This is a genomic window from Paraburkholderia sp. GAS448 (genome assembly GCF_050435685.1).
Lineage (GTDB): Bacteria > Pseudomonadota > Gammaproteobacteria > Burkholderiales > Burkholderiaceae > Paraburkholderia.
On the sequence record NZ_JBNDKT010000044.1, the window covers coordinates 30,472 to 57,245 of the forward strand.

The 26,774-nt window shown below is 61.8% G+C and carries 24 protein-coding genes and 1 pseudogene; 10 read left to right on the forward strand and 15 right to left on the reverse strand.

Translation table 11 applies throughout. From position 1 onward, the window contains the following. The first annotated feature begins 30 nt into the window (after positions 1–30). From P3T23_RS40720 to P3T23_RS40730, 3 genes are all read left to right on the forward strand, one after another. Positions 31–996, forward strand: coding sequence for a LysR family transcriptional regulator (locus P3T23_RS40720; RefSeq protein ID WP_429321710.1), 966 nt, complete (start codon positions 31–33; stop codon positions 994–996). 444 nt (positions 997–1,440) lie between these two features. Then, positions 1,441–2,328, forward strand: coding sequence for an alpha/beta hydrolase (locus tag P3T23_RS40725; protein WP_429321711.1), 888 nt, complete (start codon positions 1,441–1,443; stop codon positions 2,326–2,328). Continuing rightward, positions 2,328–2,744, forward strand: coding sequence for a LysM peptidoglycan-binding domain-containing protein (locus P3T23_RS40730; RefSeq protein WP_429321712.1), 417 nt, complete (start codon positions 2,328–2,330; stop codon positions 2,742–2,744). The genes P3T23_RS40725 and P3T23_RS40730 overlap by 1 nt, the downstream gene beginning before the upstream one ends. Before the next feature lie 72 nt (positions 2,745–2,816). Here P3T23_RS40730 and P3T23_RS40735 read toward each other — a convergent pair whose 3' ends face one another. The 4 genes from P3T23_RS40735 to P3T23_RS40750 all read right to left on the reverse strand — a co-directional run bounded on the left by P3T23_RS40735 (position 2,817) and on the right by P3T23_RS40750 (position 9,152). Beyond that, positions 2,817–4,319 (reverse strand): methyl-accepting chemotaxis protein, encoded by a 1,503-nt coding sequence (locus P3T23_RS40735; RefSeq protein ID WP_429321713.1) that lies wholly within the window; start codon positions 4,317–4,319, stop codon positions 2,817–2,819. An 86-nt stretch (positions 4,320–4,405) separates the two neighbouring features. Continuing rightward, a complete protein-coding gene (locus tag P3T23_RS40740) occupies positions 4,406–5,356 on the reverse strand; it encodes a dimethyl sulfoxide reductase anchor subunit family protein (protein WP_429321714.1) in 951 nt (316 codons plus the stop codon). Beyond that, positions 5,357–6,223 carry a 4Fe-4S dicluster domain-containing protein gene (locus tag P3T23_RS40745; protein ID WP_429321715.1) on the reverse strand — a complete coding sequence of 289 codons (867 nt, stop codon included), beginning with the start codon at positions 6,221–6,223 and terminating at the stop codon, positions 5,357–5,359. A 13-nt stretch (positions 6,224–6,236) separates the two neighbouring features. Beyond that, positions 6,237–9,152 carry a molybdopterin oxidoreductase family protein gene (locus tag P3T23_RS40750; RefSeq protein ID WP_429321716.1) on the reverse strand — a complete coding sequence of 972 codons (2,916 nt, stop codon included), beginning with the start codon at positions 9,150–9,152 and terminating at the stop codon, positions 6,237–6,239. Between the two features lie 253 nt (positions 9,153–9,405). Between P3T23_RS40750 and P3T23_RS40755 the strand changes: the two genes are divergently transcribed. The 4 genes from P3T23_RS40755 to P3T23_RS40770 all read left to right on the forward strand — a co-directional run bounded on the left by P3T23_RS40755 (position 9,406) and on the right by P3T23_RS40770 (position 11,924). Then, positions 9,406–9,621, forward strand: a complete 216-nt coding sequence (locus P3T23_RS40755; protein ID WP_429321717.1) for a TOBE domain-containing protein — start codon at positions 9,406–9,408, stop codon at positions 9,619–9,621. Between the two features lie 296 nt (positions 9,622–9,917). Then, positions 9,918–10,301, forward strand: a complete 384-nt coding sequence (locus P3T23_RS40760; RefSeq protein ID WP_429321718.1) for a hypothetical protein — start codon at positions 9,918–9,920, stop codon at positions 10,299–10,301. A 473-nt stretch (positions 10,302–10,774) separates the two neighbouring features. Next, positions 10,775–11,032, forward strand: coding sequence for a hypothetical protein (locus P3T23_RS40765; RefSeq protein ID WP_429321719.1), 258 nt, complete (start codon positions 10,775–10,777; stop codon positions 11,030–11,032). A gap of 442 nt (positions 11,033–11,474) precedes the next feature. Continuing rightward, a complete protein-coding gene (locus tag P3T23_RS40770; RefSeq protein ID WP_429321720.1) occupies positions 11,475–11,924 on the forward strand; it encodes a hypothetical protein in 450 nt (149 codons plus the stop codon). 50 nt (positions 11,925–11,974) lie between these two features. On the opposite strand, the gene P3T23_RS40775 is transcribed toward P3T23_RS40770, so the two are convergent. The 4 genes from P3T23_RS40775 to P3T23_RS40790 form a co-directional block, all read right to left on the reverse strand. Continuing rightward, on the reverse strand, positions 11,975–13,282 hold the full coding sequence (locus P3T23_RS40775; protein WP_429321721.1) for an MFS transporter: 1,308 nt from the start codon (positions 13,280–13,282) through the stop codon (positions 11,975–11,977). 114 nt (positions 13,283–13,396) lie between these two features. Beyond that, positions 13,397–14,245, reverse strand: coding sequence for a TauD/TfdA dioxygenase family protein (locus tag P3T23_RS40780; protein ID WP_429321722.1), 849 nt, complete (start codon positions 14,243–14,245; stop codon positions 13,397–13,399). A 111-nt stretch (positions 14,246–14,356) separates the two neighbouring features. Beyond that, positions 14,357–14,953 carry an HD domain-containing protein gene (locus P3T23_RS40785; RefSeq protein WP_429321723.1) on the reverse strand — a complete coding sequence of 199 codons (597 nt, stop codon included), beginning with the start codon at positions 14,951–14,953 and terminating at the stop codon, positions 14,357–14,359. A 61-nt stretch (positions 14,954–15,014) separates the two neighbouring features. Beyond that, positions 15,015–15,749: an SDR family NAD(P)-dependent oxidoreductase gene (locus tag P3T23_RS40790; protein WP_429321724.1), complete on the reverse strand. Its 735-nt coding sequence runs from the start codon at positions 15,747–15,749 to the stop codon at positions 15,015–15,017. 199 nt (positions 15,750–15,948) lie between these two features. Here P3T23_RS40790 and P3T23_RS40795 point away from each other — a divergent pair, with 199 nt between their 5' ends. Beyond that, positions 15,949–16,773, forward strand: coding sequence for an SDR family NAD(P)-dependent oxidoreductase (locus P3T23_RS40795; RefSeq protein ID WP_429321725.1), 825 nt, complete (start codon positions 15,949–15,951; stop codon positions 16,771–16,773). Positions 16,774–17,169: 396 nt separating this feature from the next. On the opposite strand, the gene P3T23_RS40800 is transcribed toward P3T23_RS40795, so the two are convergent. The 5 genes from P3T23_RS40800 to P3T23_RS40820 form a co-directional block, all read right to left on the reverse strand. Beyond that, complete coding sequence (locus P3T23_RS40800) at positions 17,170–17,547, reverse strand: BON domain-containing protein (protein WP_429321726.1); 378 nt, start codon at positions 17,545–17,547, stop codon at positions 17,170–17,172. A 41-nt stretch (positions 17,548–17,588) separates the two neighbouring features. Further along, entirely contained in the window at positions 17,589–18,734 is a 1,146-nt protein-coding gene (locus P3T23_RS40805; RefSeq protein WP_429321727.1) for a porin, read from the reverse strand. Positions 18,735–19,111: 377 nt separating this feature from the next. Next, on the reverse strand, positions 19,112–19,960 hold the full coding sequence (locus P3T23_RS40810; protein WP_429321728.1) for a TauD/TfdA dioxygenase family protein: 849 nt from the start codon (positions 19,958–19,960) through the stop codon (positions 19,112–19,114). 10 nt (positions 19,961–19,970) lie between these two features. Then, positions 19,971–20,951, reverse strand: a complete 981-nt coding sequence (locus P3T23_RS40815) for a quinone oxidoreductase family protein (RefSeq protein ID WP_429321729.1) — start codon at positions 20,949–20,951, stop codon at positions 19,971–19,973. 257 nt (positions 20,952–21,208) lie between these two features. Continuing rightward, positions 21,209–22,525 carry an MFS transporter gene (locus tag P3T23_RS40820; RefSeq protein ID WP_429321730.1) on the reverse strand — a complete coding sequence of 439 codons (1,317 nt, stop codon included), beginning with the start codon at positions 22,523–22,525 and terminating at the stop codon, positions 21,209–21,211. A 272-nt stretch (positions 22,526–22,797) separates the two neighbouring features. On the opposite strand from P3T23_RS40820, the gene P3T23_RS40825 reads away from it, so the two are divergent. Then, positions 22,798–23,799: an AraC family transcriptional regulator gene (locus tag P3T23_RS40825; protein WP_429321731.1), complete on the forward strand. Its 1,002-nt coding sequence runs from the start codon at positions 22,798–22,800 to the stop codon at positions 23,797–23,799. A gap of 344 nt (positions 23,800–24,143) precedes the next feature. On the opposite strand, the gene P3T23_RS40830 is transcribed toward P3T23_RS40825, so the two are convergent. Beyond that, complete coding sequence (locus P3T23_RS40830; RefSeq protein ID WP_429321732.1) at positions 24,144–25,202, reverse strand: 3-keto-5-aminohexanoate cleavage protein; 1,059 nt, start codon at positions 25,200–25,202, stop codon at positions 24,144–24,146. Between the two features lie 386 nt (positions 25,203–25,588). Next, positions 25,589–26,404, reverse strand: a complete 816-nt coding sequence (locus P3T23_RS40835; RefSeq protein WP_429321733.1) for a hypothetical protein — start codon at positions 26,402–26,404, stop codon at positions 25,589–25,591. A 279-nt stretch (positions 26,405–26,683) separates the two neighbouring features. Here P3T23_RS40835 and P3T23_RS40840 point away from each other — a divergent pair. Beyond that, positions 26,684–26,774, forward strand: a pseudogene (locus P3T23_RS40840) (DUF2950 family protein); the annotation flags it as partial.

Sequence of the window (26,774 nt, forward strand, 5' to 3'; positions counted from 1 at the left end):
CAAAGCGATTTTGCACAGGACGCAACGCCAATGGCCAATAACATTTGCAATGAGCGTAGCGACGCATCGGGGATCGATCAGTTCGGGTGCATGCGAGCGTTCATGAACGTGGTTGAGCTTGGCACCTTTTCGGCAGCGGCGCGACGCATGGGTATCGCCACCTCCACGTTAACCCGACAGATCTCGACATTGGAACGGTCGCTGGGCGCGACCCTGGTAGTCAGATCCACTCATCACACGGTGTTGACTGAAGCCGGGCAAATCTACTTTGCACGCAGCAAAACGTTGCTGGCTGAACTCGACGACACCTTGCGGGTAGTCTCCGAACTCGATTCGACACCGAGCGGCTCAATCAAGCTGATTGCCCCTGTCGCATTCGGACGCCTGCATCTTGCGCCGTTGATCGTGCCATTCCTCGGAGCGTACCCGCACATTCAACTGGATGTCCGGCTGACCGATAACCATGGCGACTTGCTGACCGAGGGTTTCGATCTGGACATCCATGAGGGTGAAAACCACCTTGACAATTTGATTGCACAATCGATCAGCAGCAACCAGACGGTGTTGTGCGCGACGCCTGGCTATCTTGCGCGATGCGGCACACCGAGGCATCCCGACGACCTGCAACGGCATAACTGCCTGCGTTACCTGCATCCAGATGGCGACCCCTACTGGCATTTTGTGCTCGATGACGTCCGCCACTCCGTTCTCCCCAAAGGGAACCTGCAGGCAGATCACAACGAACTGCTTCTGCAAGCAACCTGTGCGGGCGGAGGAATCTGTGACTTCGAGGTGTGGCTCATTCGCGAGCACGTTCGACGCGGCGAACTGGTAGTGGTGTTGCCAGACTATCGGCTGGTCAACCGTCTGACGGGCGAACGTATCTACATGGCGTACCTGCCGAGTCGCCGGTTCTCTGCCAAGGTTAAAGCTCTCCGTGATTTCATTGCAGACCGGCTCAACGGCATTGGTGAATTGCCTGTTCGATCGGGCTGACGGTCCTGCCGCAGGCTCAAATTGGCACTATCACTAACGGGTTGAAGGCGTCCCCGAAAGCCGTTCCGATACATGGACACGGCATTTTTTCGGCCGTCGGCTATTGCAGCTGAGCACGCCCGACCGGCGCACGTCTTCATCGGCTAACCCAGCGGCCAGGCAACCCGACAAGAGCCGCTGGCAAGCCCACACGCTGAGAAACGGGGGCTGGGCGGCGCGTCCACTTCCGTAGCAAGCCAGCCCACCGGTACCGCCTCTTTTGCGATGCAGGGTTTCCGAGGCCTTGGCAGTTGGTTGTTAAATCAATAATGTAATGCGGCCGCCAGGCGGACCTGGCATCATTCGCCCAGATCGCGCCGAACCTTGGCGACCCAGTCACCGCCCGGTCCTCCACGAGCCGCCTCGCAGTCTTTTCTAACCCCCCATTTTTTCGAGACCGACCGGATGACACGAAGCGACGTCGAATTCCTTTCCAATGGCACGCGCTGTGCCGCCTGGCTTTTCCGCCCGGTCGACGCTATCGCCCCCCTTCCCTGCGTCGTAATGGCTCACGGGTTTTCGGCCGTGCGCGAGCAGCGACTCGACGCTTACGCCGAGCGCTTCACGCAGGCCGGTATGGCCGTGCTGCTCTTTGACTACCGCCATTTCGGCGCGAGCGATGGCGCGCCGCGACAGTTGCTCAGTATCCGCAGGCAATTGCAGGATTGGCACGCGGCGATTGCCTACGCACGACGCCTGCCCGACATCGACCCGCGGCGCATCGCCCTGTTCGGCTCATCGTTGAGCGGCGGCCATGTCTTGACGATGGCCTCGCGCGACCCGGCGATCGCCGCCGTCGTCGCCCAGGTACCTATGTGCGATGGACTGCGCAACCTTCCGCCGCTGGGCCTGGCGCACCTGACACGCCTGACGCTTGCGGGCCTCTACGACGCCGCGCGCGCCCTTATCGGGCTATCCCCGTTCTATATCGCCGCTGCCGGCGACCCGGGTTCGTGGTCCGCCATGGCCGCGCCCGATGCCTTGCCCTGGTTCCAGAGCGTCACGCCGGAGGGTTCCACCTGGGTCAACCGCGTCTGCGCCCGCATCGCGCTGCTCTACGGCACATACCGCCCGATCGCCGGCGTGCGCAGGATCGAGTGTCCCACGCTCTACTGCATCGGCGAGCACGACCTGCATCTCGCCCCCGCCCATCTGGCTCACACGGCAGCTGGCCGCACGCCCCAGGCCGAGGTCAAGACATACCCATGCGGACACTTCGGTCTCTACACCGGGCCGCTATGGGAAGAAGCCGTGGCAGATCAGACGAAGTTTCTCGCCCGAAATCTGCTGTAATGAGAGCCACGCTCAGTGAGGCTGCCGCCTATCCGTTCGCCGTCGATTCCATCAAGAGCACGGACTTGAAGTTTGCGCAAACCAAACTCGACGGCTCGAACATCGCCTGCAAGATCGGCGTTCGCGCGCCGGACCGTGACCTGCCCATCTACCTGAACGCCGCGATCGCGAAGGCGAAAGGTTCGCCGGCCTGCCTGGACCTGCTGCGCAAGTACTTCGTGAGCAACCAGGTGGAGACGACGGCCGCCGGCGCTGGCGAGCACGCCTATGCCGTGCGTCAGGGCGATACGCTTAACCACATTGCGTCCGCGCAGCCCGGCAACGGCTCGCGCTACCGCGAGATTCAGCGCCGCAACAACCTGGCCAACCCGAACCTCATCCTCGTCGGTGAGCATCTTGTGATCCCGGCCCGCTAACCGGATAGGATCACCACGGGGCGGCGCGTGTCGATGGGCTGCGCCGCCCCTTCTCTTTTGGCTCGCTTGCGGCTAATCCAGCCGGAAGACCTTGACTGCGCTGGCCAGCAGGTCGGTCTGGCCTTGCTGGTGCTTCACCTGCTCCACGGTGTCGGCCACATGAGCCGCATTTTCACGGATCGCCTCGTCGATGCCAGCGATGTTGGCCCCCACCTGATCGATGCCTGCGCGCTGGGCTCCCGTGGCCGTCGCCATTTCGTGAACGATGGCAGACAGCCGGGTCACGTTCTCCAGCATCTCGCTCATGGTATCGCCTGCGCGTTCGACCAGCCCATTGCCGGCGCGAGCACGATCGACCGACTCACCGATGAGTTCCCGGATCTCTTTGGACGCCGAGGCAGCCCGTTGTGCAAGAGTACGCACTTCCGCGGCCACCACAGCGAACCCGCGCCCCTGATCGCCCGCCCTCGCAGCCTCGACGGAGGCGTTAAGCGCGAGAATGTTGGTCTGGAACGCGATGCTGTCTATCACGCCGATGATGTCTGTGACGCGCTCGCACGAACTGTAGATTTCGGCCATCGTCTCGATCACCTCATTGATCGCCTCGCGCCCCTGAGTGGTGACGTCGCTCGCCGAACCCGCAAGCGTTTTGGCTGAACTCGCGTGGTCCGCGTTTTCGTGCACGCTCTGCTTGAGTTGCTCCATGGCCGCCACGATGCCCTCGAGGGCGCGCCGCTGCTGCTCTGTACGATCCGACAGAACCATGTTGCGCTCACTTATGCCGGCCGCCGCTTCGGCGACTTCCACCACACTGTCGCGCACCTGCAGCAGCGTTTTGCGCACCGCCCCGAGCGTCGCGTGGAAAGACCCTGCCACATCGCTGACCGGGCGCGCTGTGGGTTCGCCCAAGGTGATGTAACCGGACTCCCTACCTATGCCTTGCGCCATCGCAGCCAGATCGCCTGCCTCGCGTGCGTCACGCTCCTGACGCGCTGAGATTGCCGCGAGGAACAACGCCTGGAGCCACAGAAAGGCCCAATGCTGGGCCACCACGTCAAATCCGGTCTCGGTGAATACGGTTACGCCCCAGCCCCACTCCTGGAAATAGTTGAAGGCCAGTTGCTGTAAGGACGCAACCGCAGTAGCCAGGAGAATGACCCGAACGTCGCGGTAAGCGAGGAGCAGCGAAAGCAGGATGAACACCACGAAGTGAAACTTGTCCTGGCCGTGCCCGACGTCGATCATCAGCGCTGCGCTGCCCATGAACGTGATCGCTGAGACCAGCCGGGTCGTCAGGTGCCCTGGCATCGCAAACGCCATGGCCGTCGACGCGATCGCGAGCGGCAGTCCGCCCACAAGCACCCGCCACCCATTACCGAAGTACAAGCCGATGCCAAGCGATGCCGCCAGCAGGATCCAGTTCACCGCCGCGCATGCGCGGTCGGCGCGCATGCGCGCCAACATCAGTGGGTCGCCAGTCGCAATGGTCATACGCTGTGGGGCGCGGCGGCTACGCTGTGTGCTGGCATTGCCACTCAACTCTGCGGCAGTGCCGCCCGAAAGACTGGTAGACATGAGGTATCTCCTCCTCCGATTGAATCAAAATCGACTCTGGTTCCTGAATCCGGTCCGATAGCCACTTTGGGTGCTCTGCAAATCGATCAGGCCGCTCGCTGGTAATACAGATTTTGCGGATGGCGAGCCTGGGCGAAGAAGAACCAGCGCTCAGCGAGGAGCCCAGCATATTGGACGAGGCACGCCTGGAGAAGCAGTTTCGCGGACATGGGATGCAGCGCTGACGCGACCAGCGCTAGTGGAACAAGAAACGCGCCGAACAGGAACCCCCACTTCACCCAGCGCATCGTCGCGTCCGACTGACCGTGGAAAAACTCGCGCAGATTGAAAGCGCTTGCTGTAAAGCCGCGCGAGATCTGCGTGACACGTTCGGCCTTGATCCCAGTGGCACTCTGCAGCGTCGAGCGTGGATGCAGGCGCTCATTGCGCGCGAGTGCTGCGACCCGGCTGACGCAACCCGCCACCGTCAGAGCGCAGGCGGCGATCGCCATCACGGGCACGATGTCCGGCGCCAATCGGGCGGCGCACGCAGTGGCGATCGTGAAGCCTGAGGCACAACCCAGCAGCACGAAATTGATCAGCGTGAGCGGCGTTGCCCACTCCTGGAGGAAGCGCAGGCACGCATAGATCATGGCCGTGCACACGAAGAGCGCCATGCTCGCGATAACGGCAATCGCACCGATTGCGATCGACCACGGCGAATCGAACCAGTGCGCCAGACCGTACAGAAACGTGGTCGCGAGAAACACCGGCAGCACCAGGCACTCACGCGAGAGCCACGACGTGCGCCACATAGCGACGGCGCGCCACGCGCGCTCCGGACGGCCGAGATGGAAGAACGCGGCGACGAGTCCCAGCACGCCAAGCACGAGGGCAAACCCCGTACCACATACATAGAACTGCGGTGGCACGCTTAGCAGCAGCGACCATCCGGGATGCAGCCGCATTAGCACGTCCACGCCGAACAGCGCGATGAGCAGCCCTTGCCCGGCACCGGAAAGCGTGGTCAGAAACACTACAGAAAATGCCGGTCTCATTCAAATCTCCTGCGTCGCTGCGGGCCGCACGCGCGCGAACATCGACTTCACCCGCGTTGCGAGGGCGGCCAGATTGAGCTTGCCTGTGTCCAACTGTTTATCGAGCACCCTTTCGCGCGCCATCGCAGGCGTGCCGCGTTGAATCGCGAGGTCTACCAGGTTGATGGGTTCGCCGTATTCGATCGCATCTGCGGGCGACGCAACCGATTCCCCGCTCTTGCATCCGCACGAGCCACTGCCGCAACTGCCTGTCGTCTTCTGACGGGGCAGATAGTGGTTTGAGGGCTTCGTCCCCCACTCCGGCATCAGCTGATAGCCGCCGCGCGCCTGGATCGCCTTTGACGCGTCGGACTCGGGATCGTGAATGTCACCGAAGATCCGCGCTGACGTTGGGCACGCCAGCACGCACGCCGGCTTACGGTCGCGCTCGGGCAGCGCCTCGTTGTAGATGCGGTCAGCGCACAGCGTGCACTTCGTCATCTCCTTGCGTTCTTCGTCGAGCTCGCGCGCGCCGTAAGGACACGCCCACGAACAGTACTTGCAGCCAATGCACTTGTCGTAGTCGACGAGCACGAGCCCGTCTTCCTTGCGCTTGAAGCTCGCCCCCGTCGGACATACCGGCACGCACGGCGGGTCTTCGCAATGCAGACAGGACTTCGGGAAGTGAATGGTGTCGGAATCCGGAAACTCGCCGGCCTCGTACGTCTGCACCCGGTTGAAGAACGTCCCGGAGGGATCGGCGTCATAGGGGCGCACGTCCGAGAGGCTCCCCGCCTGCCCGGAGGTGTTCCATTCCTTGCAACTCGTCACACATGCGTGGCACCCCACACAGACGTTCAGGTCAATCACCAGCGCCATTTGCGTCATGTCTGGGCCCTCCTTACTTACGCTTCACAGAACTGCGCAGACGCCCGGCGAACTCGCCGCGCCCCGCGAAGTACGCCTGGACCCGCCCGACCACACCGGTGGAACCCGGCAACGGCTGCATGGGCCTGAACTGCGGCAGCGTGTGGTCAGCATCTGCCTCGGCTGGATAGACGCGCACACGCACGTCGTACCACGCGGCCTGTCCCGTGATCGGATCGGAGTTCGAGTAGCGCCTCTCGCCGTCCCCTGCTGGCAATTCTTCGGTGATCAGGTGATTCAGGAGGAAGCCCCGTTGCGACTCGTTGGCGTCCGGGCCGAGATTCCATGCGCCAGCGGCCTTGCCGATGGCGTTCCATGTCCATACCGTCCCGGGCTCGACAGCCTCGCTGAAGCGCGCCATACAGCGAACCTTGCCCCATTGGGATTCGACGTAGATCCAGCCGCCATCCTCAATGCCGTTTGCCTGCGCCATGCGCGGGTTCATGTAGAGATAGTTTTCCCCGTGAATCTGCCGCAGCCACGCGTTCTGCGAGTCCCACGAGTGGTACATGGCCATTGGGCGTTGCGTGACCGCCGCCAGCGGGAACCGCTCCAGATCGGTCGCGGCGAGCTCCAGCGGCGCGTACCAGAACGGCAGCGGATCGAAATAGTGTTCGACACGCGCGCGAAGATGCTCAGGCGGCTGCCGCCCAGCCGTCTTGCCCTGCGCCGCAAGGCGGAACTTCTGCATGACTTCCGAGTAGAGCTGGATGATGATCGGCTCGCCAAACTTGCGAAAGCCCTTCTCGACCGCGAACTTCATATACGGTCCGTTGACGTTGCGCATGTACTGCATCTCTTCCGGCAGCGTGTAGTGAAAGACGCAGTTGTTCTTCGCGTACTCCTCCCACTGCCGCGGATTGGGCTCGCCCACGAGTGCCTTGTCGCCATCCTTGCCACGCCAGCCGATCAGGAAGCCCACGCCGGAATCGGGCGCAGTCTGGAAGTTGACGATGAAATCCGGATAGTCCTTGAACTTGCGCCTGCCGTCGGCGGTCGTGAACGCGGGTAGCTTCAGCCGCCCCGCCAGTTCGACCAGAACGTCCTGGAACGGGCGGCACTCGCCCGTTGGCGGCAGCACCGGCACCCGCACGGAATCCACAGGCCCGTCGAATTCCGAAATCGGCCGGTCCAGCATCGACATTGCGTCGTGCCGCTCCAGATAGGTCGTATCCGGAAGGATCAGATCGGCGAAGGCCGTCATCTCAGACTGGAATGCGTCACACACCACGAGGAAAGGGATCTTGTATTGCCCGTCGGGCCTGCGGTCGGTCAGCATCTTGCGGACCTCGCTGGTGTTCATCGACGAATTCCAGGCCATGTTGGCCATGAAAATCAGCAGCGTGTCGATCGGGTACGGGTCGCCGCGCCACGCGTTCGTGATGACGTTGTGCATCAGGCCATGCACGGCCAGCGGGTATTCCCATGAGAAGGCCTTGTCGATGCGAACCGGCCCACCCGCCTCATCAATGAAGAGGTCCCCGGGTGCCGCGGGCCAGCCAAGTGGGCCAGCCGGAAGCGGCGTATTCGGCTTGACGTCATTCGGACTGTTGGGTGGTTTCGCCGACGGCGGTACCGCGCGCGGGTAGGGTGACTTGTGACGGAAGCCACCCGGCCGGTCGATCGTACCCAGCAGCGACATCAGTATGGCGAGCGCGCGGATCGACTGGAAGCCGTTCGAGTGCGCGGCAAGTCCCCGCATCGCGTGGAAGGCGATGGGATTGCCAGTCACCGTCTCGTGCTTCACACCCCAGGAATCCGTCCACTCGATGGGCAGCGTGATCTTGTGGTCGCGAGCGGTCTGCGCCATCTCGCGCGCGATCCGCCGGATCGTTTCTGCGGCGATGCCCGTAATGTTCTCTGCCCACTCAGGCGTCGTCTCAGCCACGCGCTGACGCAACAAGGTGAAAGACGGTGCCACCCGCGTGCCGTCGGGAAGTACATAGTGCCCGTCTATCGCGGGCTCGGCATCGGGCGCGTGGTGCTGAACCGCCTTCTGGGTCTTCACGTCCCACCACAGGTGGTTCTGCGGGTACAGCGGATTCACCTCCGGGTACGCGGGATCCTTCACGAACAGGCCAAACGTTTCGCTCTCGATCCTCATGTCCAGAAGCTCGCCCGCGTTTGTGTACCGCTTGACGAACTCGTGGTCGTACGCGTCGGCCTTGATCAGTTCATGGATCAGCGCCATGAAAAGTGCACCGTCCGTGCCCGGACGGATGGGCACCCACTCGTCGGCGATCGCCGCATAGCCCGTGCGAATCGGATTGATCGCGATGAAACGGCCACCCGCTCGCTTGAACTTCGAAAGGGCGATCTTCAGCGGGTTCGAATGGTGATCCTCCGCCGTGCCGATCATGATGAACAGCTTCGCGTGATCGAGGTCCGGACCGCCGAACTCCCAGAATGAACCGCCGATCGTGTAGATCATGCCCGCAGCCATGTTCGCAGAGCAGAATCCGCCATGCGCGGCGTAGTTGGGCGTGCCGAACTGTTTCGCAAAGAGACCCGTCAACGCCTGCATCTGGTCGCGACCGGTGAAGAGTGCAAATTTTTTGGGGTCGGTTGCTCGAAGATGCGTGAGACGCTTCTCAATGATCTCCAGCGCCATTTCCCATGAAACGGGCACGAACTGCGCGGTACCCCGCTCGGCCCCGGGCTTTCGCATCAGGGGTTGCGTCAGGCGAGCAGGTGAATACTGCTTCATGATCCCGGAGGACCCCTTCGCGCAGATGACGCCCTGATTGAGCGGGTGGTCCGGGTTGCCGTCGATGTATCGGACTTCCCCTTCGCGCATATGCACACGGATGCCGCAGCGGCATGCGCACATGTAGCAGGTCGTTGTCTTGATATCCAGTTTTTCTTCTTGCGTTCGGGCGCCATGGTCCACGAGAGACCTCCATTTTTCTGGCGCATGTCCGGAAATATTTCGGAGAAGTATTGCGGGCATGCTATCTATACGCACGCCATGATAGGCATACTATGTTGCCTGCGCAACTTTCTATTTGTTATAGCAACTATCGACGTTTCCAATAGTTTCCATTGGTTCGCCCCATAAAATGCGGAAAACCCCAATTCCCGCAAGCCAACGCCTTGCGGTAAGGTCTCGTTCTCTGATCGGGACGGGGCTCAAGCTGCGAATAATGGACATTTCAACAACGCGCATTCGCAATCAGTTCCCCGGGAAGATTGTAGAGATCATCCGCGGCCCCCATCGTTCTGAAGTGGACATCGCGACGACGACCGGAATCCTTACCTCCGTCATAGAGAATCGGTTACTGGACCAGATCGGCCTGAAAACCGGCGATCAGGTCGTAGCGTTCGTCAAATCCCAGGACGTCAGGCTCGCGACAGTTTGACGCGCCGGGCGCGGATCGCCGAAGCAAGCAGAACTGCGCATCTCTGATGCCTGCCCAATATAGATGACAGCACAACAAGATTCGCGACGAGGCATCGCGCCGTGCGCGTTTGTTTGTGCCCTTTCATCTGCGTGAAAAAAATTCTGTCGCGGAGCTACATCCCGGTGCAGTTATGCCGATTAGCGTTCGTACGTTCTTTTCCCGATATCCCCGCACAATGCAGCGGGGTTCCAGTGGGGCTGTGGCGCTCGCTTACCGAAGACGTCCGCGACACCTCCCCACCGATGGAGTGACAAATGCTTAGCTATCTGTGCGACCTTTCGTCCACCCAACGCCAATCAAGCGGGATGCACGTCGATCGTGTTCGCGCGGCAGACGGCGGCCTGATTCGTCGCGCGAGCGACCGCGCCGGGCTGAAGGTGATCGATATGCAAGGCGACATGTATCTCGTCGACGAGGAAGGAACCACTTCATGGTTTAACCCCCTTCTCATCGACGCGCATGCACATGTGATTTTCGAATCCATGCACTTTTCCGTTGCTGGCCGCTTCCTCACCCGTCGGGTCGTATCCCCGACAGGCGCGAGCATCCGCGCGGTTCGTCCGGGCAAGCATCATCGGCGCAGGGCGATCGTCACACTCGCCGCCGCGCATGAAGCACACCGCGGAGTCGATCCGTGACCCGGCTCCTTGCGACACTGATGGTCCTGGCAGCTTTCGGAACGGTCACGACGTCCCACGAGTCACGCGAGCGATGGGTGACCGCTACGGCGCTCGAAATAGCAGTGAAGGCTGACAACACCTGTCGCTCAAAGCCGACCGCTGGAGCGCTGCGAAATTGCATCAACCAGGTTGTGAGCATTTCTGCGCGCTGGGCCACATCGGCGCCAGTTGCCGTACGCCCAGACGACGCGAGTCGTGAGGAACTGAACGACATGCTTCATGAGAAAGCTGTGGGCTACGCGCTCGCATTCAGGGGAAGCATCTGAAAATTGGCCAGTTGATCTGCCGCACGCAGCTCTGGCTGGGGATGCTGACAACAGACTGGCAATACCACGACCTGAACGTCGCACTGATTGCGAATTCAACCAAATGCTACAAATCGTCCTGCCCGCAAATCTCGTCGGAGGACTTGCGGAGGACCGAAAACCATAATGAAACAGGAACTCTTTGGTGCGATACTCCTTGCCGGCGGCGCTCTGGCAAGCGCTATTTCAGGCTACAGCTACCTGACAGCCTATCCGGATCCTGATGGGGCAACGCAGGCAGCCTATTATCTCGGCGCGTCCGCCGCCCTGGGAAGTCAGAGCGCGGAGCAGACGTTCAATGAACGCTTCCATGGCGACGAGGCTGCGCGTCTTGCGTACGAGCACGGGATGACGAGCGTCGAGCCGGTAAAGAAGCCTCTCTAGAACTAACCAGAACTACCCGCTTCCTGGCTCCGGCGCACTTCCCGGGCGCCGTCGCGGACGTCATTCCGACGCACGCTCTCCAGTTGCCCCTTCTCGAACGGAACAGTTTTTCCGCACGCACCCTGCATCTTGCGCCCATACACGAGAAGTACGCGACCGGTCATGGATGACCCACTGTTCGCCAGGTACCTGACGTTATCGGCACAGATCGCCGTTCCTCGAACGGATACGAGTCCGACGAACCAGCACGTCCGATCGCCTACGCGAAATCCGACCGCTGCGCGGGCGCCCGTGCCGGGTCTAACGACCCAGGTCCTCGAGACGGCTGGACCGCGTACACCTCGGCGGGTTGACGTAACACGTATCGCGAGGCACGCGTATGATTTCCTTTGCGGATGCGCCGCATCTACCGTGCCCTGAGAACTGGCGGCTGGAGAAGCACATGAAAACCTTCCGGATCGAAGATACGTTTTCAGGAGTTGTGCTTGGCGAATACCACGCCAGATCCGAACGTGATGCGCTCGACGCGATGGCCCGCGATGCCGGCTATGCCGATTACGCCGATGCGCAAAGGTCCGACCCAGCCCCAGATGGCGAACTGCGGTTAACGGAGATATGCGTCTGGTCGATGACGCACTGCGTCACGGAACGGCTCGGGACCGGAGCAACAGAAGAGGACGCGGACAAGGTCATCACACTCGCCATGGCGCTGTGGACCGAACAGCTGGCAGGCGGTCTTGGCGAACCCGGGGAAGACGTGGACATCGATAGGCTCGCCGACTGGCTTTCGAACCGTACCTACGGATGGAAGGTCCTTCTGGAAGCGGCCAACGGTGACATCTCCGCGGTGGACCATGTTCGCAGGGAAGCGGGTCTGCCGCTTGCCTGCTGATAGAGGGACAGCCTGGCCGCGAAGAGTTTGCCCCCTCGCGGCCGCGAGCATCAGGATTTGTCACCCGACCGTGCGGCGTCCGGCAGGTCCCGCAGATAGGTACGCCGGCAAAGCGCAAACGCCATGGCTGCCGGAATTGATACCAGTTGCGCAAGTTGAAGCGCGCTGAGCAAGCCTACCTTGTCCGCAAGCACCCCGGTAATGAAGGGACCCGGAGCCGCACCCATCAGGTTGTACGCCAGGGCGAGGACCGCAAGAGCGGTGGCGTGAACGACGGGATTCGCGAGGTTCGCGACCGACGCGCCTGCTGGCCCCCACGGACCGGCGGCCACCAGTGCGCCGAGTGCGATAAGGATGATCTGCGCATTGCCAACAGGCAGGCGGAATGCGACAGAGAGCACCACACACGACAACAGGCAAAAGCCGATGCCAAATGAAACCTTGCGGGCTGGAGCCCCACGGCCCGCCCAGTCAGTCAGCACCCCGCAGAGCGTCATTCCGATACCGCTCAGGACGAACATTCCCGCCGCAGACATGGCCGCCTTGCCCGGCGCCATCCCGTAGTAACGGTTGAGATAGCTCGGCATCCAGGCCAGCAGCGAATATAGCGCAAAGGACTGGAGGCCACCGCCGAGGTAAGCGCAGATCAGGGCACGCGAGCCGAAAACAGAGCGAAGGGTATCCCAAACCGAAAGACCCGCACCTGTCCGCACGGCCGCACTCTGGTGAGCGTGGCGCGCCAGCCTGCCCTCCGTGACGATCAGGCAATACACGGCGGTCACGACCAGCCCGAAGACGGCCATAGCCGAAAACGCGCCACGCCAGCCATAGTGGGCCGCAACGGAGCCGCCAAGCGCCGTGCCCAGTACGGCTCCGAAGATCCCGGCCGACGTAAAAGCTCCTGCCAGTGTCGCGCGCACCTTTGGCGGAAAGACGCTCATGATCACGGCCAGCCCGACGCTGCCGTAGGCCGCCTCGCCCACGCCAACAAAGAACCGCGCGGCCAGCATCTGGCCATAGTTCGCCGCGAACGCGCAGCCCAGTGTGGCGACACTCCATACCACCGCCATCACCGCGATGCTGCGCGCGCGGCCCCAGCGATCTGCCAGCAGCGACAATGGCATGGTCAGTATCCCGACCATCAGCGCAACAACGCCGCTCAGGCTGCCCAGTTGCGCATCAGTCAGGTTCCACGCGGCCTTCAATTGAGGGAACACGGCGCTCAGTACCTGCCGCGACATGTAGTCAGAAAGAAGAAGGCCAAGTACAAGCGCAGTTACAGCCCACGGGTAGGCCCGTGAGCGTCGTGACACGCCGGCTAGACCGGTGCTTCCGGTTTCGGATAAATTCAGTCCCATTGTGGTTCTCCTCCTGTTGTTTGTGGCTGTTATGCGTTCTGATGGGCGGAGCAAGCACGCCCTTTTGATGTTGGCGTTGCGGGAGTTCCTCCTGATATTCGACCCGTGCGAAGATCAGTAAGGCACGTCGCCAATGATGCCGGCGCGTTCCATCTTGCGGTGGCACGGGGGATAGTCCATCACCGCGTAGTGTTGAGTGCAGCGGTTGTCCCAGATTGCAACGCTGTTCTTCGTCCAGCGCCAGCGCACCTGGTGCTCCGGGATGTATGCCTGGCTGATCAGATAGGCCAGCAGCTGGCCGCCTCCCGGGTTGTAGTCCTGCCCGGACCGCACTCGCGCAGCCGTGTGGTAATTCGTAAAGTGTGTCGTGAACGCGTTGACGAACAGGATCTTCTCCCCTGTCTCCGGGTGGGTTCGGACCACCGGATGCTCAGCGTCCGGGTACTGGGCCTTCAGCGCGAGGCGCTTTTCCATCGGCATCGCCGCACCAAAGCTCGCCTCGATGCTGTGCCGCGCGCGCAGCTCCAGGATCTGCGCCCTGATGCGTGTCGGCAGATTCTCATAGGCGAGCACCATGTTCGCCCACATGGTGTCGCCGCCCAACGGCGGGCACTCCACGCAGCGCAGCACGCAACCGAACGGTGGTGCCTCGCGCCATGTGGCGTCGGTATGCCAGACGTTTTCATACCGGTCGTTTGGCACGTCGGGGGACTTGCAGATGCGCACAAGGCCCGGATGCTCCGGATCGCTGCCAGCTACCGGATGATCCTCCAGCTCCCCAAAACGTCGCGCGAACGCGACGTGCTCGGCACGGGTGAAGTCCTGGTCACGCAGGAACAGTACGCGATGCCGGAGCAGCAGGCCGCGTAGTGTGGCGAAAAGACCATCGTCGTGAATCGCGTCGGCGAGTTTGACGCCGATGATCTCCGCTCCGATCGCGCAAGTCAGTTGTTCAACGCGCATGAGCGCCCCGCCGACTGCATTTTCCATCCATCCAGACAATGCATTTCATTCTGTATTCCTCTGTTTGTTCGACCCTATCGTGGACGGCGGTCAAAACTTCCGTCGCAGGAATCAATCGGCGTTCTGCATCACATAGAGCGACTTGCGTGGCTTCGACAGCACACGCCTGACCATCGGCTCGAAGAACGACAACGGCAGAGTGTCGTAGTCGGTCATGAACGCGGCTGCGTCGTATTTCTGGCAAAACTCCGCCGTTCGTTCGAACAACTCGGGCTGGTTCCTGAACTGCTCCCGGAGGTGGCGATCCTGACCCAGATGGTGGAAGAAATAGTAGCCCTGGAAGATGCCGTGCTTCTCAAGCATCCATAGATTCTCCGGCTGTACGAATGGCTTGAGGATCGCAGCCGCGATGTCAGGATGGTTGAAGCTACCCAGCGTATCGCCTATATCGTGCAGCAGCGCGCACACCACGTACTCCTCGTCGCGCCCGTCCCGATGGGCAAGCGTGGCTGTCTGAAGCGAATGCGTCAGGCGGTCGACCGGAAATCCACCGCAGTCCCCTTCGAGCAGCCGCAGGTGCGTCAGCACGCGATCGGGCAGCGACTTCGTAAACGTCGAGAATTCCGCGAGGATGACGGTCCAGTCTTCTGCCGTCCCGTTCTCCATATGGCTGAAGGCAGCTCGCGTATGCAAGGCGGTTTCACTCATTCAGATCTCCCGGGGCGCGCGGCGCCCCTCTATTCGTTCATGGAGTTCGAGCCGAAAGCCTTCAGGCGCGGCGCATCAGACTGAAGCTTTGTGCGGATGGGCCGAAATCCGGCTGGCTGGCAAGGAGCATCGCGAGCGGAACGACGTCCTCCGGTTCCTTGACCCACTCCTCATTGAACTGACACTTGCCTCCGAAGTCAGTCATCGCGGTACGCACCGGCCCGGGGATCAGCTCATTGACGCTGATGTTGGCGTCCTGGAGCTCCAGCGCAAGGGTTTGCGTGAGCAGCCACATACCCGCCTTCGAACTGCCATAGGCGGACAGATTGGCGTTCGGACGCTGCCGCAGCCCCGAGCCCAACAGGATAATCTTGCCCGAACCACGCCGGCGCAGATGCGGAATCGCCGCACGCGCGGTATGAAACGCGCCAACGAGGTTCACGTCGATAACCTGTTTCCACAGTTTTGGATCAGAGTGTTCGACCGTCCCGGTCACGGTGCCCACACCGGCATTGGCGACCACGATGTCCACCCCGTCGAACGCCCGAACCGCTTCTGCAAACAGTGCCTCGACCGACTCGTAGTCCGTTACGTCCGAGGCGATCGCGATCGCTCGACCGCCGTGCGCGGTGATCAAGGCGGCGGTTTCGTCGATCTCGTCGCCTGAGCGTGCGCTGCACACGACGGCTGCCCCAGCTTTCGCGTAGGCAAGCGCAATAGCGCGGCCGATGCCGCGACCTGCGCCCGTCACGACAGCGACCTGTCCTCTCAAAGTTGAGACTTCAACTGAATTCATTCGCCTCTCCAAAAGCCGTGGATGTTTTCGAGAAGCTTACCGGTCTGCTCTCGCGCGGCGAAACTCCTGAAAACCCGGCCCCCCGCTGCTGGGGGGAGCTTTCAGGGCGACGCTCCCGGTAGTCTTGTGGCACATAGGCCGGATCACCTTCCCCTTGAGGCCGGCTTTAGTTTGATCGCAACCTGAATGGAGCAGTCGTATGACACTGGATAACAAGATCGCCCTCGTGACGGGCGGTGCGCGAGGTCTCGGAAAGAGCATTGCACTGGCTTATGCGCGTGCCGGCAGCCAGGTCATCATATGCGACGTCAACGAGGAGAACCTGAACGCCGCCCGTGAGGAAGTGACCGCCGCGGGGGCGCACGAATGCATCGCCAAGGTATGCGACGTTTCCTCCAGCGCTCAGGTGGGGGAACTCTTCGCGAGCATCAAGGCGCGCTTTGGTCGACTGGACGTGCTGGTCAACAACGCGGGAATCGGCCCGATCGGTCCCGAAGACGACGCACGGCGCAACAGGCATTGGGATTACATGACAACGCCAATGCCCAGGCAGGCGCTGGGCTTTACCAGCTCGATGTCAGACGAACAATGGCATCGCTACTGGGGCGTCAATGTTCACGGCGTGTTCTACTGCACGCGCGAAGCATTGCGGATCATGGAGGTCCAAGGCAGCGGCAAGATCATCAACATTGCGTCGATTGCCGGGATGTCCACCATCAGCGCCCACAGTCCGCACTATTCCGCGACGAAAGGTGCAGTGATTACATTCACGCGGACGGTGGCGGCAGAAGTGGCCGGCGGGAACATCTACGTGAATGCGATCGCGCCGGGCGGCATCCAGACGCCGGACTTCGAAAAGTACTTCGCCCGTTCCACCGAGGAGCAAAAGAACAGGCTTATGCAGCTCATTCCGCTCGGCCGGTTTGGCAAGATGGAGGAGTACGCTTCGCTTGCCGTCTACCTCGCGTCCGACAATCACTATCTGGTGGGCCAGATCATTTCCCCCAACGGCGGAGCAGTCTGAAGCCACAACCAATTGCCCCGAGAGCCGCCCCTGCTGCATGCGGGGCGGCCAGCGGTCTTGCATCGCGAACGCTCTCCATACAACAGGCACCGGCCGTTCCCAACGGCACGACAGTTTCCTGGCGTGCATTCATGGCGTCCGGCTGCATCAATACCTGCTGTTTGCAGCCCGCTTCGCTGGGGATATGTGCCTCGACCGAGCGGCATTTGTGCTGCTGCTCTCTCCTTCATCAACGCCATTTTCGGCAGACTGGCGAGCATCGTCGAGCCACTCGGCGGCGAGGAAAAACCTGAGAAGCGGCGCGAGGCCGCCTGATCGGAAGTCGACACTGCCGGTGGAGGTCGCGGGACCGACTCATATCGGCCCCCGCCGCACTCTCGTGCCGACTACGGCAGCTTACATGCCGCCAAATGGTTTTTGCACGGTCAGCTTGTTGGTGACCGAAGTTACTCCGGGAACGCCCTGCGCAATTTCCGCGACCTTGCCCACCTGGGAAGCGTCCGTGACCGTGCCAGTGAGCGTCACCGCGCCGTCTCTTGCGACGACGCTGATATTTCCGGCACTGATCTCCTTGTGCTTCGAGATGGCGTTATAAACCTGCCGGCGCAGAGCCCGATTTGCCTTTCTTCCAGTAGCCGGCGCCGTTGAACCCGACGCCGCCATCGCGGATGCGCCCGGCGCACTGGTCGTTTCGCTGGTCTGGGACCATGCGGTAATGGATGTTGCAACGATTACGGCTCCAACAGCCAGCCTGAATGTCTTTATGCTCTTCATTGAATACTCCGGTTGCTAGTTGTGGTTCGCGGGTTGCGGAATCAGAAGGTATGGCGGATGCCGATCATCGCCGCCGTGGTTGACATGCCCGGCGCAACCGGAGCCCCATAGATGATCGTCTGGTTCATGGTCCCCTTGTTGCCGACATACCCGACCTGCGCGTACGCCCTGGTTCTCTGGGACAGGTTGTATTCGGCACCCACTGCGACTTCGCTCGAGTGATTCGCCGAATTGTTCCGGTCCTTCAGGTAGTAGTAGCCGGAAGTGATCTTGAAGCTCGGGTTGAACTGGTAGCCGATGCCACCCGATGCCATTTCGAAGTCCGCGGTGTTGCTTTTCGCCGGGTTCTTGCCGACGCCGTACGAGCCCGAGATCGAAAATCCGGCGATCGTGTACATCGCACCGAAATAGTAGAAGCGATTGTTGGCCAGACCCGTGGCCGGCACAGCCGGCGCCGCCGGGTAAGTCAGCGGGAACGGATTGGTGTCATGGCCGTTGTAATACACGGCGGACAGATTCAGACCGTAGTTCGAATACTTGAGCACGGCCGACTCGCGCGTGCCGCCCTGGAACTGGCCGGCGACGCCGCCCGGTGCGTACTCGAGCGCGAGCGACGCGCCATAGAATTTCGGCGAATTGTAGACCAGCGCGTTGCTGTCATACAGGGCGCCGATCGGGGCGTTCGTGCTGGTGCCGGGCCAGCCGGCCGCCTGATTGATGCCCAGCCAGGCAGTCAGGATACTGCCGAAATACTGTGCGCCGCGGACGTCGGTTTCCGCCATCGCGTAGATCATCGGGATGATCTGCCGGCCGGCGTCGATCGTGCCGAACGGGCCGGATGCCCCAACCGTCGCGAACTGGTTGAAGATTGCGGTCGTGCCAGGCGTGTCGGCGAGGCCGAACTTGCCGTTCGCGGTGTTGAATGTGCCTTGCAGCTTGAAGGTGATCTTGTAGCCACCGCCGATGTCCTCGCTTCCCTTCAGGCCCCAGTAGCTGGAATAGATGCCACCGTCCTTGAGTTGATAGGTATGCCCCTGGTTTCGCGCGGTTGGCAGGAACGTTGCCGCCGAGGTGCTTTGATACAGCAGTCCAGTGTCGAGTACGCCGTAGAGCGTGACCGACGACTGGGCATGGGCGGCGGTGGCGAACATCACCAACGCCGCAGTGCTGCTCAGCTTCGATTTCATTCTGCCTCCTCCGGTTTTGCTTGCGCCGGGCGGACCCCGGCGGTTTATCGGTTGTTGCTTGAATGAAACTGCATTGCTGCCACGTCGGCGTAGCAGGCCGACAGGTAAAGTCCCCGTACTGCTCCCGCAACTGGTGCTTGAGTACCTTGCCGGTCGCACCGAGCGGGACCGATTCGACGGAGACCACTGCGTCCGGCTTCCACTTTGCAACCCGGCCGTCAAAGAAGGCGAGCAGTTCGTCCCCGCCGGGCATTCATCAAGGCCAGCCACCTGGTTAAGGTGACCCACCTCGCTGAGGTCAACGAGGCGACTGCCCCAGTCGCGCCATCAGAATGGTCGGTGTCGTATCGAGATTCATGAAGCGGCCTCCTGCCCGGTCAGTACGGCTTGTCGCCGATAATTCCGGCGCGTTCCATCTTGCGGTGACACGGCGGGTAGTCCATCACCGCATAGTGCTGCGTGCTGCGGTTGTCCCAGATCGCGATGCTGTTGGGTTTCCAGCGCCAGCGCACCTGGTACTCCGGGATGTACGCCTGGCTGATGAGATAGCGCAACAGATCGCCTGCGCCCGGATTGGCGTCCTGCCCGAAGCGCACCCGAGCCGGCGTGTGATAGTTGGTGAAATGGGTGGCGAAGGCGCTCACGAACAGCACCTTCTCGCCCGTCTCAGGGTGCGTGCGCACGACCGGGTGCTCCGCGTCCGGATACTGGGCCTTCAGCGCGAGGCGTTTCTCGATCGGCATCACCGCACCGAAACTTGCCTCGATGCTGTGGCGTGCGCGCAGGTCGGCGATCTGCTCCTTCACGTGCGCAGGCAGGTTCTCATACGCAAGCGCCATGTTCGCCCACATCGTGTCGCCCCCAACCGGCGGGCACTCTACGCAGCGAAGGACGGCACCGAATTGCGGCGCTTCGCGCCAGGTAGCATCCGCGTGCCACGCGTTTTCGTAGCGGTCGTTGGGCTGATCCGGGGTCTTGTAGATGCGCACGAGGCCCCGATGCTCGGGATCGCTGCCTGCGACTGGATGGTCTTCCAGTTCGCCGAAGCGGCGCGCAAACGCAACATGCTCGGTGCGCGTGATGTCCTGGTCGCGCAGGAACAGAACGCGATGCTTCAGCAGCGCCGTCCGGATCTCGGCAAACAGACCATCATCGTGGATGGCATCGGCGAGATTCACACCGACCAGCTCGGCGCCGATCGTGCAGGTCAATTGTTCGACTCGCATGGCTTTCCCCTCAGATGACGAAGACCGACGAGCCGGTCGTCTTGCGCGATTCCAGGTCCCGGTGAGCTTGCGCCGCATCCTCAAGCACGTAGCGCTGGTTCAGTTCGATCTTGATGCGGCCCGCGGCGATGTGCCCGAAGATTTCGCCGGCGAGTTCGTTCTTCTCGGCGGGGTCGGCGATGTAGTCCGCCAGCGCCGGGCGGGTCAGGTAGAGCGAGCCCTTCATCGCGAGAGTCTGCGGATTGAATGGCGGGATCGGGCCGGAAGCCGTGCCGACACAGACCATCAGGCCACGCCGCTTGAGCGAATCGAGCGATCCCTCGAAGGTATCCTTGCCGACGCTGTCGAACACCACATTCACGCCGACGCCATTGGTCAGTTCGCGCACGCGTTTCGCGACGTCTTCCCGGCTGTAGTAGATGATGTGGTCGCAGCCATGCGCGCGGGCCACCTCGCCCTTGGCTTCAGACGAAACCGTGCCGATCACGGTGAGACCCAGCAGCTTCGCCCATTGCGACACGATCAGGCCGACACCGCCGGCGGCCGCATGCAGCAGGATGGTGTCGCCCGCCTTGAAGTCGTAAATGCGGCGCACCAGATAGGACGAGGTCAGGCCTCGCATTGTCATACCGGCAGCCGTCTCGCAGGAAATCGCGTCCGGCAGCTTGATGAGTGGCGCGGCCGGGATCACGCGTTCGGTGCTGTAGGCGCCGAGCGTGTTGATAAAGCCGGTGTAGGTCACACGATCGCCGACGGCGACGTTTGCCACATCGGGGCCGACGGCCTCGACCACACCCGCGGCCTCGACGCCCATGCCCGCAGGCAGCGGGACCGGGTACAGACCGCTGCGGAAGTAGGTGTCGGCGAAATTCAGACCCACAGCCTCATGGCGCAGGCGGACCTGTCCGGGGCCCGGTTCGCCCACTTCAACGTCCTCGTAGCGCAAGACTTCGGGACCACCGGTTTCATGGAATCGCACTGCTTTTGCCATGTTCAATCTCCTCATTGCTCAAACTGCAAAATCGATTTCGCTTGCAGGCGAAACTGCTCGTCTTACCCCTGGCGTCTTCGCCAGATCAGTCTTGGGTTGTGCCCATGAGCAGCCGCGGCCAGCGCCGACGTGTGTAGATGGTCTGCTCTAGTCGCCGGCGGGAAGCCCCACCGGCTTTGGGTCAGTTTATGTTTTTAAAAACCGGAGCCGTCGCGTCGTGAGCGAGCGAACGGCACCGTCGCGGGGTGAGAACCCGCTCAGCATGCGGCCTGCTCGCGCAGGGCGTCCAGGCGGTCCAGATCGCCGCCGTAATTCCGCTTGCCGATGAAAAACGCGACTGCGGCGATGAGAGGCGCAAACGGAACGAGTTGCAACGCGCCGAGCAGCCCGATCCGGTCGGCGATGATGCCCGTCAGAACGGCAGCGGGTGCCAGGCCCAGCAGATTGTTCGCCAGCGTCAGAGTCGCAAACGCGGACGAATGAATCGGCGGCGGCGTGAGGTTCGCCACCATCGCGCCCGAGGGGCCGCTCGCGCCTGCGCTGAAGAACATGCCGACGCCGATCAAAACGAGTTGCAACGGACCCGCCGGCATGCGGAAACCAATCGCGAGCAGCGTGAAGCACGCCAGGCAGAAGGCGATCGCGGCGCCCCATTTCTTTTCCCGTGCTTTCTTGCTGAGCCGGTCGGCCAGATTTCCGCACACCACCATGCCAAGGCCCGTCACCAGCACAAACACCGCCGCGCTGATTGCAGCCTTGTCGGTGGTCATGCCGTAGTAGCGGCTCAGGAAGCTCGGCATCCACGCCCAGACAGCGGCCGGGACGAGTAGATGGATGCCGCTGCCGACATACGCACACACGACGGACTTCGTCGAAAAGAGCCCCTTCATCAGCGCGCGAAAACTCATGCGCACACCGAGCCCCTGCCTGCTCATGCTTGCTGGCTGGAGCAGCGCGAGACGCTTTTCGGTGACGACAAACCGGTAGACGATCACCAGCACGATCCCCATGGCCGCCATTGCACCGAACGCCGAACGCCAGCCCAGGTGAGCCGCGACCGCACCACCGAGCGCCATGCCCAGCACTGAGCCAAACGCCCCGCCCGCCATGAAAGCGCCGGTGAGCGTGGAGCGCAGTCGCGCCGGAAAGATGCTCAGGACAACCGCGATACCGACACTGCCGTAAGCGGCTTCGCCGATGCCCACGAAGGCACGCGCAAGCAGCATTTCGCCGTAGTTCGTCGCGATCGCGCAGCCCAGCGTCGCGAGACTCCACATCGCCGCCATCAGGACGATGCTCTTCACGCGGCCCCAGCGGTCGGCAAGCACCGACAGCGGGAACGTGAGCACGCCAACCATCAGCGCGACGACACTGCTAAGCGAACCCAGCCGTGTGTCAGAAAGCTCCCACGTGGCCTTGAGCAGTGGAAACACGGCATTCAACACCTGCCGCGACATGTAGTCGGAGAGCAGCAATCCAACCGTCAAGGCAAATACCACCCAGGCATAGACAGGCACGTCCGCTTGTGTTGCCAGAATCTCGCCCGTCGTGGGCTCAGCATGCTGCATGAGCATGATTCGTCTCCTTCATGTCTTTCTCGTTAGCGGCGTTCTTTGCCCGGCAGTTCAAAGAGGCCGATTGTGTGTATCCGGTCACTCCCCGGCGCACGCCGGGGAGTACCACCCGCAGTGCTCGCACAATACGGCAATCGCGCGCTACACTTTTGCGAATAGACGCCATCCTTTTAGTGATCGATGCCACCCCGTGTAAACACCGGTATTCACACACAGCAGGCATTTCATTGCCGGAAGGCGAGGCGCAGCCCTACGGAGCTGGAGGGAAAGCGATGGAAACGATGCTACGCTCGGTAGCGATGAGCGGCTATTTCGATGTGACGCGGCGGCTCGGACTGAATCCGGTCGAGCTCGCGCAGCAGGTCGGGCTTGATCCCGCAACGCTAGCGAATCCGGATGATCGCGTTTCGGCCGCCGCGTGCTGCCGGTTACTGGAACTCACCGCTGAAAAGGCGTCGTGCCCTGGTTTCGCGCTGCAAATGGCGGAAACCCGGCACAAGTTCGGGACCGGCGTGGTCAATGTCCTGCTCGCGCACAAACGCACGCTGCGCGAGGTGTTGCTGGCCGCAGCCGAATTCCGGCACCTGCTCAACGAAGCGCTTGCCGTGTACGTCGAGGACGCAGGGGAAACGGTCACCATCCGGGAGGAACTCGTCGTCGATCCGGGTGTACCAACAAAGCAGGCGATCGAACTTGCAGTTGGTATTCTCGCGCGCCACTCCAGCGCGCTGCTCGGCAACTACTGGAAACCGCGCGCCGTCCATTTCACTCACCCAGGGCCCGCTGATCTGACGTTTCATCGGCGCTTCTTCAGCTGTCCGCTGGAGTTCGGCAGCGATTTCAACGGTTTCGTGTGCGCGGCCGCCGAACTCGACTACCCGAATCCGTCGGCTGACCCAGAACTGGTCCGTTATGCCGAGAGCCTCGCCGCTCCACTCTACGTAACGGGTGCGGATTCAACCGCGCTGGAAGTGCGCAAGGCGATCTACCTGCTATTGCCCGTCGAGCAGGCCACGGTCGAGCTGGTTGCCCGTCATTTGCGTCTGAGCGTACGCACCATGCAGCGGCAGCTTGGATCGGCTGATACCACGTTCTCGGCACTGGTCGAGGAAGTTCGGCGCGAACTTGCCGTGCGCTATATGAGCAACCCGCGTTATCCGATCGGACGGGTTGCGGCACTGCTCGGCTATAACCAACAGAGTTCTTTTACGAACTGGTTCGCCTCAAGGTTTGGCGTGACGCCGCGTGATTGGCGTAACGGCCAATTGAAATGAACGGCGCTGTCTGGATTGCTTAAGCCTGCCTGAGTGATACCGGTCGGTCTGCGGCGGCGACTGGCGACAGCTCTGACTCGGGAACGCCGAGGTCAGCGTCCACACGGTCGCGACCGTTGCGCCTGGCGAGATACATCGCGGGATCGGCCGCATCGAGCGGCGCCTGAGTCGCCTTCGCGTTGTCGGCCGAACCCGCTGTCAGAGCGCAGAAAAGGCTGGGTGCACCACACGCCTTGCAGACCGCCACGTGGTCGCGCAGGCCGGGCATAGCAGGACGGTGTGGGTGCATCGCCAGACTTCATCGCGCCGTTTCCACGTGCGGCATGGCCTGCTTCCTCGCCCGTTCAGACGGCCTTGCGCAGGAAGCCCTGAGTAGCACCGTTGCGGTTAGGCGCGAAGCCGTTGGCCAGCAGGGTCTCTTCCACCGTGTCGTAGAACACGCCGATCTTGCTAATCTCGCGCGCCTCCTGGGCGGTGGCAACCTTGCGGCCGAACTCGCGTGAGATGCGCACCAGTTGCTCGATCTGCTCGACAGTGCTCATCTTCTTCGTGCGCGCCTGGTTCCAGATGTTGTCCTCGATGCCGCAGCGCACATGCAGGCCCAACGCAATGCCCATCATGTTGACTGGCAGCACGTTGCGCATCGAGCTCTCCACCGTCAGCACCGCGCCATCCGGCGTGGCGCGCACGAAGTTGGCAAGGTTGTAGATATTCGGTGCGTCCATGCCGCCACCGATGGCCACCCAGTTCATGACCAGTGGGCCCTTGTAGATGCCACGCCGAATCAACCGCTCAACCGACTCGAAGCTGTTGATGTTGTAGCACTGGAAGGCGCTCTGGATGCCCGCTTCGTTCAGGCGGCGGATGTGCTCCTCGGCCCAGCCGGGCTGCGCCGGCACGGTCATCTCCTTGTAGGCGTTGTAGACCTCGGGATCCTCCATCGAGGTTCCCTTTACGTCAGCATCCTCCCAATGTTCTACGACGTTCATCTGCGAGGTATTGATCGTGACCGTGACCTGGTCGGGCTTGGGATCGAGCTCGGCCAGCATGTGGCGCGTATCGTCGCTCAGCCATTTGGCCGCTGCACCTTCGGTCTCCGGGGCGAAGCTGATCGAGCCGCCCACCTGGATAATCATCTCGGGCACTGCATTGCGCACGCCGGCGATCAACTCGTTGAACTTGGACAGGCGCTTGCTGCCCTTGCCGTCAAGTTCGCGCACGTGCAGATGCAGCACGGTGGCGCCGGCGTTGTAGCAATCCACTGCCTTCTGGATCTGCTGCTCCATCGTGACAGGGATGTCTTCCGGAAAGTCGGATGGCACCCACGACGGCGCATAGGGCGCGGCCGTGATGATCAGGGGTTGCTGGTTTTCAGTGTAGAGGGAACCGTCGAGAAAATTCATGGCATGGTCTCCAAAGGCAGGTTGGGGGAAGGAAAGAAATCGGGGAGCGTTCAGTAGGGCGTGTCGCCGACAAAGCCGTTGGCAAACAGAACCTGCTCACCCTTTCCCCCACAAATAATTGGACGCTTTTCTTCCGCGCCGGGCACGCGTAGACGCGACGGGAGATGGAACAGTCCGGCAAAGATACGGCAATCCGACGAGGAGGTTTACGTTTTAGGTGACATTCTTTTATGATTTGACGCCACCACGCGTTAACACCAGTCAAACACCGACGGACCGGACAGGGTTGACAACGGATTCGTTTGTGCGGCAACGGACCCGGGGCTATCAGAATCCGAATGCCGGGCTGAGGTGGTCCACTATGCTGAAGGTTCGCCTCCCCTGCCCTAGGCGGCCGCGGCCGTCATGGCCGCGTTCCATAAAGCGCCTTGCGGATCGTCACCCCGTTCATAGGGCTCGCGCAGGAACGCAACGCTGCGACTGAATTCCTCGAGGTTCTCGTCAAGCCACCGGATTACCGTGTCCTTGTATTCGATGATCGCTGCGTCGCCGATGGTGGCGCATTCGGGTGGCATGCGAGGCAGCGCTTCGAGCACAGCTTCCCACCTCGATCGGCGCCCGCTCGCACCCGGCTGGATATAGGTGCGCATGACGAGGCCGTTGCCGCGGCTGAACTCGCCCACGAACATCCCAGCTGGTGTCGGAATCGCCGCCTGATACCATCCGGAGTGCATGGCAACGTGGAATATGACCGGGGCCAGTGCGGTGGCTGCGACCAGTTCAAGCCGGATCTCGCTCAGGCGCAGCTTGCGGTTGCGCTGCATACAGCGCGCAATGGCATGGGGCGTGACGGTGAAGTAGGTGCGGCCGCCCCGTATCTCGGGGCTACCAAGGACCATGGCATAGCCGATCTCACGCACACCGTACGATGGGTCAGCGACAATTGCCCGGGCCTGAACGCCGATATTGCCGTCGGGAAGGTCGTGCGCGAAGACGTTAAAGCCGTGTTTTTCAAGGGTCGGAGCCAACCATCCATCTAGTTGACGGCGCAACTGGCGACGGCCGTTGCCTTTGCGCATTGCCTGGCGCATCGCCTCTTCAAGAATGCGTTTTAGTTTGGCGTCGAACACGCGCGGATCGACCGCATGATCGGTCAACAAGAGTTTCGCGCGGCTGTGCGCCACTCTGGGGTCAACATACATTTTTCTGATTGTCTCCATCTTCTGGTGGCGCTTTAACGGTAATCCTATCCGGCGCCACTGCCTCTCCAAGTCTGGAAAGAAGGCGAAATTTAGCCCGCTTTCCAGGTCCCACGAGCTTCCATCCTGTCTTACGTTACGGGCCCTGCAGGGGTTTTTCCGTGGCGAACCAATTGATAGCGCACCCAAAACAGTTGTGAAGTCAAATTCACAGGGTTTGAAGAATAGCAGATGAAGAAGTCGCTTCTCGCGCTTGCGGTACTCGGCACGTTGGCAGGCGCTGGCCAGGCAGGCTATTACGGCTATCACTACAAGCTGCTCACCTCGCAAGGTCCTCATGCTCCGGGCGGGGCTTATAACTATGTCGTGAACG

Excerpts from the sequence above, each read along its gene's own strand:
- P3T23_RS40740 (WP_429321714.1), bottom strand. The coding sequence starts at position 5,356 with ATGAGACCGGCATTTTCTGTAGTGTTTCTGACCACGCTTTCCGGTGCC.
- P3T23_RS40755 (WP_429321717.1), top strand. The coding sequence starts at position 9,406 with ATGGACATTTCAACAACGCGCATTCGCAATCAGTTCCCCGGGAAGATT.
- P3T23_RS40825 (WP_429321731.1), top strand. The coding sequence starts at position 22,798 with ATGGAAACGATGCTACGCTCGGTAGCGATGAGCGGCTATTTCGATGTG.
- P3T23_RS40730 (WP_429321712.1), top strand. The coding sequence starts at position 2,328 with ATGAGAGCCACGCTCAGTGAGGCTGCCGCCTATCCGTTCGCCGTCGAT.
- P3T23_RS40745 (WP_429321715.1), bottom strand. The coding sequence starts at position 6,223 with ATGACGCAAATGGCGCTGGTGATTGACCTGAACGTCTGTGTGGGGTGC.
- P3T23_RS40795 (WP_429321725.1), top strand. The coding sequence starts at position 15,949 with ATGACACTGGATAACAAGATCGCCCTCGTGACGGGCGGTGCGCGAGGT.
- P3T23_RS40820 (WP_429321730.1), bottom strand. The coding sequence starts at position 22,525 with ATGCTCATGCAGCATGCTGAGCCCACGACGGGCGAGATTCTGGCAACA.
- P3T23_RS40720 (WP_429321710.1), top strand. The coding sequence starts at position 31 with ATGGCCAATAACATTTGCAATGAGCGTAGCGACGCATCGGGGATCGAT.
- P3T23_RS40785 (WP_429321723.1), bottom strand. The coding sequence starts at position 14,953 with ATGAGTGAAACCGCCTTGCATACGCGAGCTGCCTTCAGCCATATGGAG.
- P3T23_RS40830 (WP_429321732.1), bottom strand. The coding sequence starts at position 25,202 with ATGAATTTTCTCGACGGTTCCCTCTACACTGAAAACCAGCAACCCCTG.
- P3T23_RS40835 (WP_429321733.1), bottom strand. The coding sequence starts at position 26,404 with ATGTATGTTGACCCCAGAGTGGCGCACAGCCGCGCGAAACTCTTGTTG.
- P3T23_RS40805 (WP_429321727.1), bottom strand. The coding sequence starts at position 18,734 with ATGAAATCGAAGCTGAGCAGCACTGCGGCGTTGGTGATGTTCGCCACC.
- P3T23_RS40780 (WP_429321722.1), bottom strand. The coding sequence starts at position 14,245 with ATGCGCGTTGAACAACTGACTTGCGCGATCGGAGCGGAGATCATCGGC.
- P3T23_RS40765 (WP_429321719.1), top strand. The coding sequence starts at position 10,775 with ATGAAACAGGAACTCTTTGGTGCGATACTCCTTGCCGGCGGCGCTCTG.
- P3T23_RS40790 (WP_429321724.1), bottom strand. The coding sequence starts at position 15,749 with ATGAATTCAGTTGAAGTCTCAACTTTGAGAGGACAGGTCGCTGTCGTG.
- P3T23_RS40775 (WP_429321721.1), bottom strand. The coding sequence starts at position 13,282 with ATGGGACTGAATTTATCCGAAACCGGAAGCACCGGTCTAGCCGGCGTG.
- P3T23_RS40760 (WP_429321718.1), top strand. The coding sequence starts at position 9,918 with ATGCTTAGCTATCTGTGCGACCTTTCGTCCACCCAACGCCAATCAAGC.
- P3T23_RS40725 (WP_429321711.1), top strand. The coding sequence starts at position 1,441 with ATGACACGAAGCGACGTCGAATTCCTTTCCAATGGCACGCGCTGTGCC.
- P3T23_RS40735 (WP_429321713.1), bottom strand. The coding sequence starts at position 4,319 with ATGTCTACCAGTCTTTCGGGCGGCACTGCCGCAGAGTTGAGTGGCAAT.
- P3T23_RS40770 (WP_429321720.1), top strand. The coding sequence starts at position 11,475 with ATGAAAACCTTCCGGATCGAAGATACGTTTTCAGGAGTTGTGCTTGGC.
- P3T23_RS40810 (WP_429321728.1), bottom strand. The coding sequence starts at position 19,960 with ATGCGAGTCGAACAATTGACCTGCACGATCGGCGCCGAGCTGGTCGGT.
- P3T23_RS40815 (WP_429321729.1), bottom strand. The coding sequence starts at position 20,951 with ATGGCAAAAGCAGTGCGATTCCATGAAACCGGTGGTCCCGAAGTCTTG.
- P3T23_RS40800 (WP_429321726.1), bottom strand. The coding sequence starts at position 17,547 with ATGAAGAGCATAAAGACATTCAGGCTGGCTGTTGGAGCCGTAATCGTT.